16 protein-coding genes are annotated in these 12744 nt (G+C 53.8%); 8 read left to right on the top strand and 8 right to left on the bottom strand.

The window, feature by feature from the left end; all coding sequences use genetic code 11:
• Positions 1-18 precede the first annotated feature (18 nt).
• From bfr to msrA, 6 genes are all read right to left on the bottom strand, one after another.
• Complete coding sequence (bfr, locus tag ACEPPP_RS03805) at positions 19-483, bottom strand: bacterioferritin (protein ID WP_374089726.1); 465 nt, start codon at positions 481-483, stop codon at positions 19-21.
• 17 nt (positions 484-500) lie between these two features.
• Positions 501-716 (bottom strand): bacterioferritin-associated ferredoxin, encoded by a 216-nt coding sequence (locus tag ACEPPP_RS03800; protein ID WP_374090880.1) that lies wholly within the window; start codon positions 714-716, stop codon positions 501-503.
• A 109-nt stretch (positions 717-825) separates the two neighbouring features.
• The gene (locus ACEPPP_RS03795) at positions 826-1176 is read right to left on the bottom strand and encodes a hypothetical protein (protein WP_374089725.1); all 351 of its coding nucleotides are present in this window, start codon (positions 1174-1176) and stop codon (positions 826-828) included.
• 230 nt (positions 1177-1406) lie between these two features.
• Positions 1407-1955, bottom strand: coding sequence for a response regulator transcription factor (locus tag ACEPPP_RS03790; RefSeq protein ID WP_374089724.1), 549 nt, complete (start codon positions 1953-1955; stop codon positions 1407-1409).
• Positions 1948-3336, bottom strand: a complete 1389-nt coding sequence (locus tag ACEPPP_RS03785) for an ATP-binding protein (RefSeq protein ID WP_374089723.1) — start codon at positions 3334-3336, stop codon at positions 1948-1950. Before ACEPPP_RS03785 ends, ACEPPP_RS03790 begins: the two co-directional genes overlap by 8 nt.
• 588 nt (positions 3337-3924) lie before the next feature.
• On the bottom strand, positions 3925-4563 hold the full coding sequence (msrA, locus tag ACEPPP_RS03780; protein ID WP_374089722.1) for a peptide-methionine (S)-S-oxide reductase MsrA: 639 nt from the start codon (positions 4561-4563) through the stop codon (positions 3925-3927).
• An 85-nt stretch (positions 4564-4648) separates the two neighbouring features.
• On the opposite strand from msrA, the gene hslO reads away from it, so the two are divergent.
• A complete protein-coding gene (gene hslO, locus ACEPPP_RS03775; RefSeq protein WP_374089721.1) occupies positions 4649-5515 on the top strand; it encodes an Hsp33 family molecular chaperone HslO in 867 nt (288 codons plus the stop codon).
• Between the two features lie 8 nt (positions 5516-5523).
• Here the strand turns inward: hslO and ACEPPP_RS03770 are convergent, their stop codons facing one another.
• Positions 5524-6399 carry a TraB/GumN family protein gene (locus ACEPPP_RS03770; RefSeq protein WP_374089720.1) on the bottom strand — a complete coding sequence of 292 codons (876 nt, stop codon included), beginning with the start codon at positions 6397-6399 and terminating at the stop codon, positions 5524-5526.
• Position 6400: 1 nt separating this feature from the next.
• A complete protein-coding gene (locus tag ACEPPP_RS03765) occupies positions 6401-6787 on the bottom strand; it encodes a cupin domain-containing protein (RefSeq protein WP_374089719.1) in 387 nt (128 codons plus the stop codon).
• Between the two features lie 324 nt (positions 6788-7111).
• Here ACEPPP_RS03765 and ACEPPP_RS03760 point away from each other — a divergent pair, with 324 nt between their 5' ends.
• The 7 genes from ACEPPP_RS03760 to ACEPPP_RS03730 all read left to right on the top strand — a co-directional run bounded on the left by ACEPPP_RS03760 (position 7112) and on the right by ACEPPP_RS03730 (position 12426).
• Positions 7112-7756 (top strand): response regulator, encoded by a 645-nt coding sequence (locus tag ACEPPP_RS03760; RefSeq protein ID WP_374089718.1) that lies wholly within the window; start codon positions 7112-7114, stop codon positions 7754-7756.
• A gap of 46 nt (positions 7757-7802) precedes the next feature.
• Positions 7803-8534 carry a carboxy-S-adenosyl-L-methionine synthase CmoA gene (cmoA, locus tag ACEPPP_RS03755; RefSeq protein WP_374089717.1) on the top strand — a complete coding sequence of 244 codons (732 nt, stop codon included), beginning with the start codon at positions 7803-7805 and terminating at the stop codon, positions 8532-8534.
• Positions 8531-9505, top strand: coding sequence for a tRNA 5-methoxyuridine(34)/uridine 5-oxyacetic acid(34) synthase CmoB (cmoB, locus tag ACEPPP_RS03750; RefSeq protein WP_374089716.1), 975 nt, complete (start codon positions 8531-8533; stop codon positions 9503-9505). Before cmoA ends, cmoB begins: the two co-directional genes overlap by 4 nt.
• A 288-nt stretch (positions 9506-9793) precedes the next feature.
• A complete protein-coding gene (locus ACEPPP_RS03745; RefSeq protein ID WP_374089715.1) occupies positions 9794-10192 on the top strand; it encodes an antitoxin Xre-like helix-turn-helix domain-containing protein in 399 nt (132 codons plus the stop codon).
• A 77-nt stretch (positions 10193-10269) separates the two neighbouring features.
• The gene (locus tag ACEPPP_RS03740; protein ID WP_374089714.1) at positions 10270-10902 is read left to right on the top strand and encodes an RES family NAD+ phosphorylase; all 633 of its coding nucleotides are present in this window, start codon (positions 10270-10272) and stop codon (positions 10900-10902) included.
• A 177-nt stretch (positions 10903-11079) separates the two neighbouring features.
• The gene (locus tag ACEPPP_RS03735) at positions 11080-12084 is read left to right on the top strand and encodes a VacJ family lipoprotein (RefSeq protein WP_374089713.1); all 1005 of its coding nucleotides are present in this window, start codon (positions 11080-11082) and stop codon (positions 12082-12084) included.
• A gap of 192 nt (positions 12085-12276) precedes the next feature.
• Entirely contained in the window at positions 12277-12426 is a 150-nt protein-coding gene (locus tag ACEPPP_RS03730) for a hypothetical protein (RefSeq protein ID WP_374089712.1), read from the top strand.
• Positions 12427-12744: the final 318 nt, after the last annotated feature.

The raw sequence follows: 12744 nt of genomic DNA, 5'->3' as shown, positions 1-12744 counted from the left end.
ATTGCGGGGAGGGGATAGTCAGACTTGCGATTGCAGATAATTCTGAATGCCGATCTTTCCGATCAATTCGAGCTGGGTTTCGAGCCAATCGACATGCTCTTCCTCGCTTTCGAGAATATGCGTGAAAATTTCGCGGGAGACATAGTCCTGTACCGACTCGCAATAGGCGATCGCCTCCCTGAGCAATGGAATCGCGGTCTGTTCGAGCTTCAGGTCGCATTCGAGCATCTCCTGCGGGTTCTCTCCGATCAAGAGCTTGTCGAGATTCTGCAGATTGGGCAGGCCTTCCAGAAACAGAATCCGCTCGATCAGCGTATCGGCATGCTTCATCTCATCGATCGACTCGTGATATTCCTTTTCATTCAGTTTCGAAAAGCCCCAGTTTTTGAACATGCGCGCATGTAAAAAATACTGATTGATCGCGGTCAGCTCATTCGTCAGCGTCTTGTTCAAGAATTCGATGATTTTTTTATCGCCCTTCATGGATGCTCCCGGCGCCTTCAGCAGGCATTATAGACAGGTTGAGTGGACACTGAGGGCATTATAAATTGATTTTGCTTGCCCGCGTCAAGCAATTCCTTGACCTGACGATTGCATTTTCCGCAGTCGCCGCCGACGCCGAAGCACTCGAACAGCTGTCGGCGCGTACACAGGCCGTTATCGATGGCTTTCTTGATTTGGGTATCGGTGACTGCCTTGCAGACGCATACATACATGGAAAGATCTCCTGAGGGATTGTTATAAAAAATAATAACAATTCTCATTTAAAAAATCCAGCCGAAGTAGAGCCCAACTTTGCAAACGCTCATCCGGCGATAGGCAACATTACCGGTCCGTCGATAATTTTTCTTTCATGCACAGCCGATAGGCCGCTTCGCGAATGATTTCGGTCTTCAGCTCGGGGTTCAAGCGGTAGGCGGCATTGATCAGGTATAATGCATCATTGCCGCTATCCTTCGAGGTTTGGATTTTATCCGCGAAAGCGGTCTTGATCGTATCCCTGATCGCCGCGAACGAAAGTCCGGACTTCTTGAACTCGTAGCCGTTGACCACCACGTCCGCATCGGTCTTGCACAAGGTGTGGAAGCGGTTCAATTCCTCCTCGGTTCCGCTGAGGGCCGGCCGAGAAGCCGCAAGGCCGGTCAAGATCAATAAAACAACGGCTGATTTATTCATCGTGAACCTCTCTGAACTGCATTGCGATTAAAAAGTTAGGTTTCTCTCCCCGGATGCGGTCTTCATTCTGCAAGTCAGGGAAACAATCTAATGGGTTGACCGGTTCTGCGTTAGATAGTTCTCTGGTTCGGAAACATCATATTCTTACGCAGAATCCATGCCAAATAGCATAATCTTATTTTTAATGCAGTCCATGAACCGGTTGGCAAATCGCGAAATAATTGCCGGCTTTACTCCCTGACCGGACGCTTTTCGAGCTTGCGTTGCAGCGTGCGCCGATGCATGTTCAAGGCTCTGGCGGCGGCAGAGATATTGCCGTCGTGTTGCATCAGAATTTTTTGCAGATGCTCCCATTCCAGGCGCTTGACCGACAAGGGGCTTTCGCTGATCGACACGCTCGCGTCGCCTTCGTTTTTATGCAGGGCGGCCAGAATCTCGTCGGCATTGGCGGGTTTGGTCAGATAGTGTATCGCGCCGAGCTTGATCGCCTCGACCGCGGTCGCGATGCTCGCGAAGCCGGTCAACATCACGCAGGCCGTGTTCGCGTCCAGTGAGATCAGTTTCTTGACCAGTTCCAGGCCCGATTCGTGGCCGATACGCAGGTCGATCACCGCGTATTCCGGCAGATTGTGTTCGGCGAGTTCGATGCCGCTTTGCACGTCGTTTGCGACCAGCACTTCATAATCGCGTTTTTCGAGCGCGGATTTCAGCACCCGGCAATAGGTTTCATCGTCGTCGACCAGCAATAATCTCGGTTTGTCGCTTGCTCGGTTATCCATTGATCGCATTCTCCTCTTCACTCGGTTCGGCATGCAACAGCGGCAGCGTGATATCGACGCAGGCGCCGTGCGGTTCCGCATTATAAAGCCGGATCGTGCCGCCCAGGCGGCTGATGGTCGAATAAGTCAGAAACAGACCGACCCCGAGGCCGCGTTTTCTACTGACTAAAGGCTGCCGGCCCGCGCTCTCGACCATTTCCGGCGGAAAGCCGGGGCCATAATCGCGAATCTTGATATGCAGCAGCCGCAAATCCCAAGCTACGTGAAATTCGATGCCCTTGCGATTGTCGCCGGACGCATCGGCCGCATTGTTCAGGATATTGATCAAGGCATGCGTCAGCGTGCGTTCGGCGATGATCTCGGCTTCATCGACAGTGTCGGGGTCGATGAAAAAATTCAGTTTGACCGTGGATTTCTGGGTGCGCCAGAGATTGATCACATCGTCGATATAGGCGGCCACGCGCATCACGCGCCCGGATTCGGCGCGAATTTCGCCGGCCGAGGCGGACATCACCGATAAAGCCTGTTTGCAGCGGTCGACCTGCTGCTGCATGATGTCGATTTTTTCGTGCAGATCGGGAAAGCGGTGTTGCGGAAAGTCTTGTCTGAGTTCGTGCGCGACGATCGCGATCGTGCCGAGCGGTGTGCCCATGTCATGGGCCGCGCTGGCGGCCAGGGTGCCGAGTGCGATGACCCGCTCGTCGCGGAGCGCATTTTCGCGTGCAATCGCTAGACTGCGTTCCTGACTCTTTAAGGTTTTCGCCAATTCGACCACGAAAAACGCCACCAGTCCGGCGCTGAACACAAATCCGAACCACATGCCGAACATATGCAGGTCATAATAATGCCGGTCGCTGGTCGCATAGGCATTCAGCAGCATCGAGTAATGCGGCATGTCGGGATGCAGTCGCTCGGGATCGGGCATGTGCGGCTCGATCGAGGGCAGGGGGATGTTATACGCGATCAAAATCGTATACATCGACGTGGTCAGCACGACCATATACCAGGCGTAGGACTGCGGCAGCATGATCGCAGTCACGATCAAAGGCAGCAGAAACACCCAGATGATCGGGTTCGAGGCGCCTCCGGTCAGATACATGAACGCCGCAATCCCCAGTACATCGATCGTCAATTGCGAGAAAATTTCGAGCTCCGACACCGGATCCCCGGTCTGCAAACGCATCGAAGTGTACATGTTGACCGAGATGATCGATACGATTACCAGCCAGAGCTGTTCTTCGGGTAACTGGATGTTCAGTCCGTAGGCCGAGATGACCAGCAACAGCGAAGCGGCTAGAATCAGCATGTTTCTAAGGATGAACAGCCAGCGCAGATTTTGTCTGGCGCTAAATTCGGACTTGGGCGTAACGTTTGTGAGCATGTTCCAAAATAACCAAAAAATTGACCGATTCTGTATCTCTGGGGCTATTGTCGCCTATTTGCCGGGCCTTGCGCACTGCGGCAATATGTCACACGCGCCGTTCAGTGGCAATTGCTATGATCGAATCAACTTTTGCAGCACATAGCGCGCAACCAGTATCGCAGTTCTGCAACGATTTACGGAAATGCCGCTGTCGCTTTTTTGGTAATCGTTGCAACGGTGCGACAATTTGCCACATTTTCAATTGACTTTGGCGTTGCTATGATTAATTTAACTTTTGAGGCTCTCCGGAGCCTGTGAGCTGAAAGTTGCGTTGAAATCTTCCTAATAGTTCTCGGGCGGTTGTTTAACCGCCCTTTTTTTTGCCTGGCGTTTTCGCGATGGCGGAATCAAATAACGCGCAACACTTTGTATCTTTTTTGACAACCGTTGTGGCCCTGCGACAATTTGCCACATTTTTAATTGTCTTTTGTGTTGCTATCATTAACCTAACTTTTGAGGCTCCCCGGAGCCTGTGAGCTGAAAGTTGCGTTGAAATCTTCCTAATAGTTCTCGGGCGGTTATTTAACCGCCCTTTTTTTTGCCCGCTTATTTTTCGGCGTAACACACGCCGAGGCCGCCGAGTCCGCAATAGCCGCCGGGATTTTTGGCAAGGTATTGCTGGTGATAATCTTCGGCATAATAAAACTCGCCGGCCGGCAGAATCTCGGTCGTGATCTCCCCATAGCCGGCCCTCGACAATTGCTCCTGAAAGGCTTGCCTCGAAGCGATTGCCAGATTCCATTGTTCCTGGTCATAGGTGTAGATTCCGGAGCGGTATTGCGTGCCGATGTCGTTGCCCTGGCGCATGCCCTGGGTCGGATTGTGCGCCTCCCAGAACAGCTTCAGCAGCTCGCCGTAGGGCGTCAACTCGGGATCGTAAACCACCCTGACCACTTCACTGTGACCGGTCATGCCGGTGCAGACCTGGTCGTAAGTCGGATTGACCGTATAGCCGCCGCTGTAGCCGACCGCGGTGCTGAAGATCTGGGGATAAGACCAAAAGCGGCGTTCGGCGCCCCAGAAACAGCCGAGACCGAACAGCGCCAGGCGCAGAGGCTCGGGAAACGGCGGCACGATCGGATTGCCGGTCACAAAATGCCGATTGGTTACGCGCGGCGGTTCGGGGTTGCCGGGCAGAGCGTCGGCGGGATCCGGCAGTACCAGCTTTTTTGCAGCAAAAATCATAGACGGAACCTGCGGTAATCAACAGAACGCTAGGTTACACCGATTGCGGGGTATAATAAAGCGTTTACTTTTTCGGAAAGACAGGATGGAAGAAGATAGTTTACGCCGCTTTATTTTCGAGGAATTCGGCGTGCGCGGCGAATGGGTCAAGTTGTCAAACAGTTGGCAAAACGCCCGGCACAATCAACACGGCAATGCGGCCGTCCAAGAACATTTAGGGCAGGCGCTGGCGGCGGCCGTGCTGTTGTCCGCCACGATCAAGTTCAGCGGCTCGGTCATCATGCAGGCGCAGGGCGATGGCGCCTTCAGAACCCTGGTCGCGCAATCGACGCACGACCGCAAAATCAGGGGCCTGGTTCGCTGTGCCGGCGAGGTGCATGACGGTCCGCTCGAAGCGGTGTTCGGCCAGGGGCGACTGGTGTTGACGATCAGGCCGGATAACGGCGAACCTTATCAAGGCATCGTGCCGCTGAGAGGCGCCAATCTGGCCGCCGCCTTGCAGACCTATTTCATCCAGTCCGAACAGCTCGATACCCGTTTGTGGCTGTTTGCGAACGATCAGGTGGCGGCCGGCTTATTGTTGCAGGAACTGCCCGCGCATAAGGACTTCAAGTCCGATTGGGAGCGCATCACGATGTTGGCTGACACGCTGACCGAAACGGAGTTGCTGAATCTCGACTGCGAGACGCTGCTGCACCGGCTGTTCCATGAAGAAAAAGTCCGCCTCTTCGATGCCGAAGCGGTCTGCTTCGAGTGTGCCTGCTCCAAACAGAAAATCGAATACGCCCTGCGCTCGCTCGGCGAACAGGAACTGGAGCATATTCTGCAGGAAAAAGGCGCGGTCGAAGTCGGCTGCGAATTTTGTAACAAGCAATACCGTTTCGACCGGATCGATGTGCAAAAGCTGCTGGCCGACGATTTATCGGCTTATCAGGCGGATACGCGGCATTGAGGAGCCCTTCAATGCAGGCGGACCACGCGAAAACCCTGGGCCTTCAGCAGTTCGATCAGACCGTCGGCGCCCAATAAATGCAGACTGCCGACCACCACCAGGGCGTCGCCCTGGGTGTTTTCGCGCAGAAACGCGGAAATTTGCGGCAGCCAGACGCGATTCCTATCGCGATTCAGACGCCGGTAAAATGCGGGGGTGTCGTTGATGCTATCCTGGCTCAGCAGCTGGAGCAAACCCTCGGCGTCGCCATTGCGCCAGCGCTGATGCAATTGCTCCAGTTGCGCCGGGTTCTGCATGTCTTTTAAGGTCTGATTCAAGAACAGTTCCTGATCCTTGGGGGCCATTTGAGCAAAAACCCCGACCTGCTGACTGAGGGTCTCCAGCCCCGCCGTGTCCTTGCGCGCGATAGCGGCCATGTCCATATAATGCTTGTCCAATCCCAGATCCGGCAGGAAGCCGGCCTGCGTGACGGCAAGATTCGCGATCGTCAGCGCCGCCAGCCACGGTTTCATCGCCTGGAACGACTCGATCGGCAACGCATGGGTTTGGCAATAGTGCTGCAAGCGCTTCCATGTGTCGGTTTTCAGGATCTGCTTGAGCGTTCCACCGCCTTCGATCAGGCCCGTCTTCATCATCGCTTGCACGCTTGCGGGATTGTTCAGCTCTTCCGGAGCGACTTCGAAATAGACTTTGCCGGCCGCGTCGAACGCCTGGTTGACGGCCGCGGCCAAGGGATAATCCTCGGCCTTCAGCATGTGAAACGAGCCCAGCATATAGACGCTATTGTCCTCGTCGCTGACTTGCCAGAGCAAGGGCTTCGGCGGCGCCGCCGAAACCCTTGTCCAGCACAGTAGCAAGATCAGCAGGCTCAGCCAGCGCGCCATCTCAATGCCCCGGGCCCATTTCAAAAATGATCAATTCGGCAGGCTCACCGCCGATGTTCTCGACGGTCATCGATTGCCCGGTTTCCCAAAACACCTCGCCCTCCGAGTAAATTCCGGTCTTGTCGCCCTCGACCACTTGCAGCGTGCCCTTGACCACATAGCGCGGTCCCGGTCCCTCATGCGTATGGCGCGGGGTTTTGACGCCTTGCGGAAAGCTGACCCGAATCACTTTGCCGTTCACATTCGGGCTGGGGAGGGTCACGTTTTGCCGTAACAAGACCGTTCTTTTGATTTCCGGCGCTTCTGTTGCCGAAGCGGAATGGCTGAGCGTCACGAACAATACGGACGGAAGCACTACCGATTTTTTGACTAGATATGGGATCAACATGCATTTGCCTCTTTATGGATGAAATAGTTGTTTTTTGAGATGATTTTTCTTTCGACGCGGCTAGCCGCAAAAAATTCGCATTACACGCAATGATTGGCCCATTTGCAAGCCTCGCCCGCCGGACGCGAAAAACTCGTAAAACCACATAAATTATGGTTATATTTTGGTCGTCAAATAGAGATCCATTCGCCTTCATCGCTACAGACAAACCGTATTATCAGCGCTATAATCGAAAAAAATAAAGCAATGGATTTCGTTGGCGGGATCTCAGCGATCCTCGCCGATGTTAATTGACTGGTTATAAGATAATAAAAAATAAGGTTTATGATTAGTGTGCTCCTCGTTGACGATCATCAATTGGTCAGGACCGGCATCCAGGCGCTATTGAATTCGGATAAGGGAATTCAAGTCGTGGCGGTCGCCGATTCCGGCGAACAAGCGCTCGAGATCGTCGAAGAACTGGCGCCGGATGTGGTATTGATGGACGTCAGCATGCCCGGCATCGGCGGCGTCGAGGCCAGTCGTCGCATTTTGCGGCAGAACCCCAATGTTAAAATCATCGGCTTGTCGGCTTATAACGACGGTCCGATTCCGCAGCAATTATTGAAGCTCGGCGTGCTGGGTTTCATCTCCAAATCTTCCTCCGCAGACGAAATGATTTGCGCGATCCGCAAGGCGGTCGATGGACAGCGTTATCTGTGCAACGATGTCGCGAGTCATCTGGCTTTTCAAAGCTTGCTCGGCGATCAACCGTCGCCGTTCGCCAAACTGTCGCAGCGCGAAACCGAAATCGTGACGCTGATCCTGCAAGGCAAATCGATAGCGGAAATGGCCGAAATACTGTCGATCAACACCAAAACGGTCAATACCTACCGCTATCGGCTTTATGGTAAACTAAAGGTTAAAAACGATGTGGAACTGACGCGTCTTGCGGTCAAATCCGGCCATTTCGACCCCGGTTTGATCTGATTTTTTCGAGCGGCTGCTGCGGCGCCGGCCATCAACCCTTTCTGCCGTGACTCAAACCAAAGATTCCATTTACGCCAGCCCCTTGGCTGACATCGAAGCATTCAAATTCGACGCCAAGGTCGTTGACGTTTTTCCCGACATGATCCAGCGCTCGGTGCCGGGCTATCAGGCGATCATTGCCGCGATCGGCCTGTTGGCCGGCCGCTTCGCGCGTCCCGATAGCGTCTGCTACGACCTCGGCTGCTCGCTCGGCGCGGCGACTTTCAGCATGCTGCAACACATCGACGCACCGAACTGCCGCATCGTCGCGGTCGATAATTCGGCGGCGATGGTCTCGCGTTTCCACGAACGTTTACAAAAAGACGCGCCGAATGCGAATGTTCAAATTCGCTGCGAGGACATCCGCGACATCACGATCGAAAACGCCTCGGTCGTGGTGCTCAATTTCACCTTGCAATTCATTCCGGTCGAAGACCGTCTGGCTTTTCTGCGTAAAATTCAGCAAGGGCTGTTGCCGGGCGGGCTGTTGATTCTGTCCGAAAAGCTTTGCTTCGACGACCCCAGGCAGCAGGACTTGCAGACTGACATGCATCATGCGTTCAAGCGCGCGCAGGGCTACAGCGATCTCGAAATCAGTCAGAAACGTAGCGCGCTCGAGAACGTGCTGATTCCGGAAACGTTCGCGGCCCATCAAGGCCGTTTGCTCGAGGCCGGATTCAACAGCGCGGAAGTCTGGTTTCAATATTTCAACTTCGCCTCGATCCTCGCCCTGAAATGACCGCTTACGATGGTTTATATGCGGCGCTCAGCGAAGCCAATGCGGGCGCCTGGGCGGACCTCTTGCCTGATCAAATCGCCGCCGCGCTGGACCCGGCCCGCCACGGCACGCTGCCGCGCTGGCAGGCCTTGCTCGAGCGTCTGCCGGCATTGTCGCCTTCGCTGCGCTGTTTGACCGGCGATGTAGTGCAAATCGGACGCGCCGAGGATATTGGCGATGAAGACAGGGCCTTGCTCTTGGAAATCCTGCGCGAATTGATTCCCTGGCGCAAGGGGCCCTACGATTTATACGGCATCCCAATCGACACCGAATGGCGCTCCGACTGGAAATGGAATCGGCTCCAGGATCACATCTCGCCTTTGACGCACCGGTTGGTGCTGGATGTCGGCTGCGGCAGCGGCTATCACTGCTGGCGCATGCTAGGTGCGGGCGCGAAGACGGTCGTCGGCATCGATCCCTTGCTGTTGAATGTGGTCCAATTCCAGCTGGTCAAGGCGCTGCACGGTCCCGCGCCGTTGCATGTCCTGCCTTTCGGCATCGAGGCGTTGCCGGCCGACTTGAAAGCATTCGATACGGTGTTTTCGATGGGCGTGCTGTATCATCGGCGGTCGCCGATCGAACATCTTTTGGAACTGAGGGGCTGCCTGAAACCCGGCGGCGAACTGGTGCTCGAAACCTTGATCATCGACGGCAAACTGGGCGAAACCCTGCTGCCGGAGGACCGCTATGCGAACATGCGCAATGTCTGGTTCATCCCCAGCATTGCGACGCTGGAGAGTTGGCTAAAGCGCTGCCGCTTCGGCAATATCCGCGTGGTCGACATCACGCCGACAAGCATCGAAGAGCAGCGCCGCACCGAATGGATGCCGTTTCAATCGCTGCCGGATTTTCTTGATCCGAATGATCCCGCATTGACGATCGAAGGCCTGCCCGCGCCGAAACGGGCCATCGTGCTGGCGGATTGTCTGTAGGATTTTTCAGGTAACATCCCTCATCTCTGCCTCGGAGGGCAAAGCGTTCCGCTTTGCCGCGGCAACTCAAACATAATTATGCGAATGATTGCCATCTCCTGGGAAGAGCATCTCTTGCCCTTATAAGATTGTGTCGGCTGAATGAGCACTGATGCCGTTCCCGTGATGCGAGCACGCCTTCAGGTCAATCCCAGGTTTTGGGGCGGATAGACAAAAACCTTGACAAGGTCTATAAGTGGACTTATTTTGAGATATGTTACATAAATACACTCATTGAGGAGATGCGGTATGTTATCCATTGCAAGCAGTCGCCCCGATCTTGATGACGCGATGATCGCAAAAAGCGCATTACGGACTTTTTTTAATATTGCGGAGGCCTGGAAACTCAGTACGGATGAGGCAATGGTCCTGCTGGGCATGGATTCCCGCAGCACCTTTTTCAAGTGGAAAAAGCAGCCCGAGCTCGCCAAGCTGAATCCCGATAAGCTGGAAAGGCTCTCCTACATTTTCGGCATTTATAAAGCGTTGCAGATATTGTTGCCTAAAGCCGAAGCGGCGGATCAATGGATCAAGCGCCCGAATAGCGCAGGATTGTTTCAAGGCAAATCGGCGCTCGATCGGATGCTGAAAGGCCGCGTCATCGATTTGTATGTGGTTAGGCAATACCTCGACGGGCAACGCGGGTAATGACCACGCCATCGTCACCAATCAGCCGCGTAGTTTGGCATCCTTGTTGGCGGCTGGTTCCCAGCCGGTTTCCGCCGGTGGGGTTATTCGATCGGGTAGCCGCGCCGGAAGACCTGGACATTGTTTTTGCGATCGAAGCGTTGACAAATGACCGGCTGTTGGACGAGTCGGGCGATATCAGGCTTGTTCCCCTCGAAGACCGGGTCTCGGGCCCTGGAACCACGCCGATTATGGCCGCCTTCACCCATCTGAACCCGGAAGGAAGCCGGTTTACAGACGGCACTTACGGGGTTTACTATGCCGGCAAGGATATGGATACGGCAATCGCCGAAACCCGGTTTCATAAGGCTCGGTTCTTGGCGGCGACGAGCGAGCCGCCGATGGAAATCGACATGCGAAGCTATGCTGCGGATTTGGAATCGGAGTTGCATGATATTCGCAAGATGCAAGCGCAGATGCCGGCGATTTATACGGATGACCCAGGGAGTTATCTTCATCCTCAAACCCTGGCGAAAGCATTGCGCGACACCGGTTCAAACGGCATCGTTTACGATAGCGTCCGTTATTCCGGGGGCGAATGTGTAGCCGTTTTTAGGCCGCGCATCCTGTCTCCCGTTCGGCAAGGCCCGCATTTTTGTTATGTATGGAACGGAGAGGCCATCACGGAGATTTACCAAAAAAGCCATTACCAACCGGGGCAATCATTCTGATTCGGCTAGCCGCGACCATCAACTTGTCCGTCCCGGAAAAGACGGATTTTGTATGATAACAAGGGCTTAAGTGGTATGCTAATAATGGCGAATCAATATCATAGGGGAGCCGTGGCGAAAGCTCTTCACCTAAAATTGAAAGTTACTCGAACCAATAATTCAGTGGAGTTGTATGTAATGTTTACCCGATTGTACTCAGGCAAAAGCCGAGCATCTTTAGCACCAGTGTTTTTAGTTTCAAGCGCATTGATGACGATTGGATGCGCGAGCACTGAGAAACGCGCGGAAACCTCGGTAGATCCTGTTTCGGCCAAGGCAAGCCAGGTCGATCCCTATGAGGGCTTCAACCGATCCATGTACGGGTTTAACATGGGACTGGATAAATATTTTTTCAAACCGGTCTCTGACGGTTACAAATTTATCACGCCTGATTTCGTGGAAACCGGGGTGAGTAATTTTTTTAGCAACTTGAAAGGCATCAATGTGGTGTTGAATGATGTCCTGCAGGGAAAATTTGAACAAGGCGCTTCGGATGCCGGCCGTTTCCTGACCAATACGACCATCGGTGTCGCTGGATTGATCGATGTGGCGAGTACACTGGGCCTGGAACATAATGTCGAGGACTTCGGGCAAACCTTGGCGGTTTGGGGGGTCGGAGAGGGGCCTTATTTGGTGCTGCCCGTCATGGGCCCTACAACGATTCGTGATGGTAGCGCCCTTATCGTAGACAAAGCCGCCAATCCAGGCACTTACGTCCCGTTCACCGGCGTTATCGAAGGCATCAGCGATCGCGCAAAAGTCCAAAGAGAGCTGAACTTCATCGACGAGGCGGCCTTGGATCCGTACGTGTTTACCCGCGAGTCCTTCCTGCAATATCGCCGTCATTTAATCAATGATGGCAAAGTTGACAACAATAGCGAGGACTTGGATCTTGAGGCCGCGAGCGACGATTCTGCCGATCTCAATACCGATAAAGCCAAAGAGCATCAACCTGCTGTCGATTCGGCAGGCAAGGTGGATGCTGTGGCACAGGCATCTGCTAAGCCGACTGAGAGCGCTACGGTGCATCGTTCGGCATTTGACAAAGTGACAGCATCCTTTGAGCAAGCCTCGATTAAAATCGATCAATTGAGTAAAAAATCAAGGATAAACCTCGCCAGTTCCGATGCTTTAACTGAGTGATTTATCCAAAATAGGGGATAGCTGCGTTGGTCGGCCATGTTTTCATGGCCGACTTTTTGGTTCTCTGAAAACAGGCCGTCAGCAGGCTATTTCTTCAGGGCAACATCCGGAGATTAGCAATTCTCTCCAACATCACAATTTTTCTCACGATTTCATTCGGCACGACAAATGCTGACCCTCCGGGTTGGAGCCATGCTCTACAAACCCGTATTGTTAAAACTTATAGATAAGCCTGCCATCAACGCCCGCGACCGCATCGACAAGGGGCCCTGGGCCAATGCTAATGGCGCCATCGTGGCCAACGGCATAACTAACCTATCGATCAAAGTATCCCCAACCTAAGACTGGCCCTACCCAATTCGATACACTTAGCAGCATCGCCGGCTTTCGATATGTCGAGATTGATCGCGAAGCTGTAAAGCTGTTCGCCTTTTTGCACCCAAGACTCACCAGCCGATGTTGAGTTAACTCGTCTCCTGCAATATCAGGTTGATATCCTGGTCTGGATGCTGTCGTTCAATCCCTACCTCCATGGGGAGAATTTTTTCATTAATCGTCTTCATTGTAAGTCATTTTGTAGATACTGGCGGCGCATGCGGACCCTATTTTCTCTAGGCAGTAGGAGATTACGGTCAACAACTGCCTGCTATCGGATGTGCG

Source organism: Methylomicrobium lacus, assembly GCF_041897535.1.
In the GTDB taxonomy this organism is placed as follows: domain Bacteria; phylum Pseudomonadota; class Gammaproteobacteria; order Methylococcales; family Methylomonadaceae; genus Methylomicrobium; species Methylomicrobium lacus_A.
This window is presented reverse-complemented; position numbering and strand designations above follow the sequence as displayed.

Excerpts from the sequence above, each read along its gene's own strand:
- ACEPPP_RS03785 (WP_374089723.1), bottom strand. The coding sequence starts at position 3,336 with ATGCTCACAAACGTTACGCCCAAGTCCGAATTTAGCGCCAGACAAAAT.
- ACEPPP_RS03760 (WP_374089718.1), top strand. The coding sequence starts at position 7,112 with ATGATTAGTGTGCTCCTCGTTGACGATCATCAATTGGTCAGGACCGGC.
- msrA (WP_374089722.1), bottom strand. The coding sequence starts at position 4,563 with ATGATTTTTGCTGCAAAAAAGCTGGTACTGCCGGATCCCGCCGACGCT.
- ACEPPP_RS03795 (WP_374089725.1), bottom strand. The coding sequence starts at position 1,176 with ATGAATAAATCAGCCGTTGTTTTATTGATCTTGACCGGCCTTGCGGCT.
- ACEPPP_RS03765 (WP_374089719.1), bottom strand. The coding sequence starts at position 6,787 with ATGTTGATCCCATATCTAGTCAAAAAATCGGTAGTGCTTCCGTCCGTA.
- ACEPPP_RS03770 (WP_374089720.1), bottom strand. The coding sequence starts at position 6,399 with ATGGCGCGCTGGCTGAGCCTGCTGATCTTGCTACTGTGCTGGACAAGG.
- hslO (WP_374089721.1), top strand. The coding sequence starts at position 4,649 with ATGGAAGAAGATAGTTTACGCCGCTTTATTTTCGAGGAATTCGGCGTG.
- bfr (WP_374089726.1), bottom strand. The coding sequence starts at position 483 with ATGAAGGGCGATAAAAAAATCATCGAATTCTTGAACAAGACGCTGACG.
- ACEPPP_RS03735 (WP_374089713.1), top strand. The coding sequence starts at position 11,080 with ATGTTTACCCGATTGTACTCAGGCAAAAGCCGAGCATCTTTAGCACCA.
- ACEPPP_RS03730 (WP_374089712.1), top strand. The coding sequence starts at position 12,277 with ATGCTCTACAAACCCGTATTGTTAAAACTTATAGATAAGCCTGCCATC.
- ACEPPP_RS03745 (WP_374089715.1), top strand. The coding sequence starts at position 9,794 with ATGTTATCCATTGCAAGCAGTCGCCCCGATCTTGATGACGCGATGATC.
- ACEPPP_RS03790 (WP_374089724.1), bottom strand. The coding sequence starts at position 1,955 with ATGGATAACCGAGCAAGCGACAAACCGAGATTATTGCTGGTCGACGAC.
- ACEPPP_RS03800 (WP_374090880.1), bottom strand. The coding sequence starts at position 716 with ATGTATGTATGCGTCTGCAAGGCAGTCACCGATACCCAAATCAAGAAA.
- cmoB (WP_374089716.1), top strand. The coding sequence starts at position 8,531 with ATGACCGCTTACGATGGTTTATATGCGGCGCTCAGCGAAGCCAATGCG.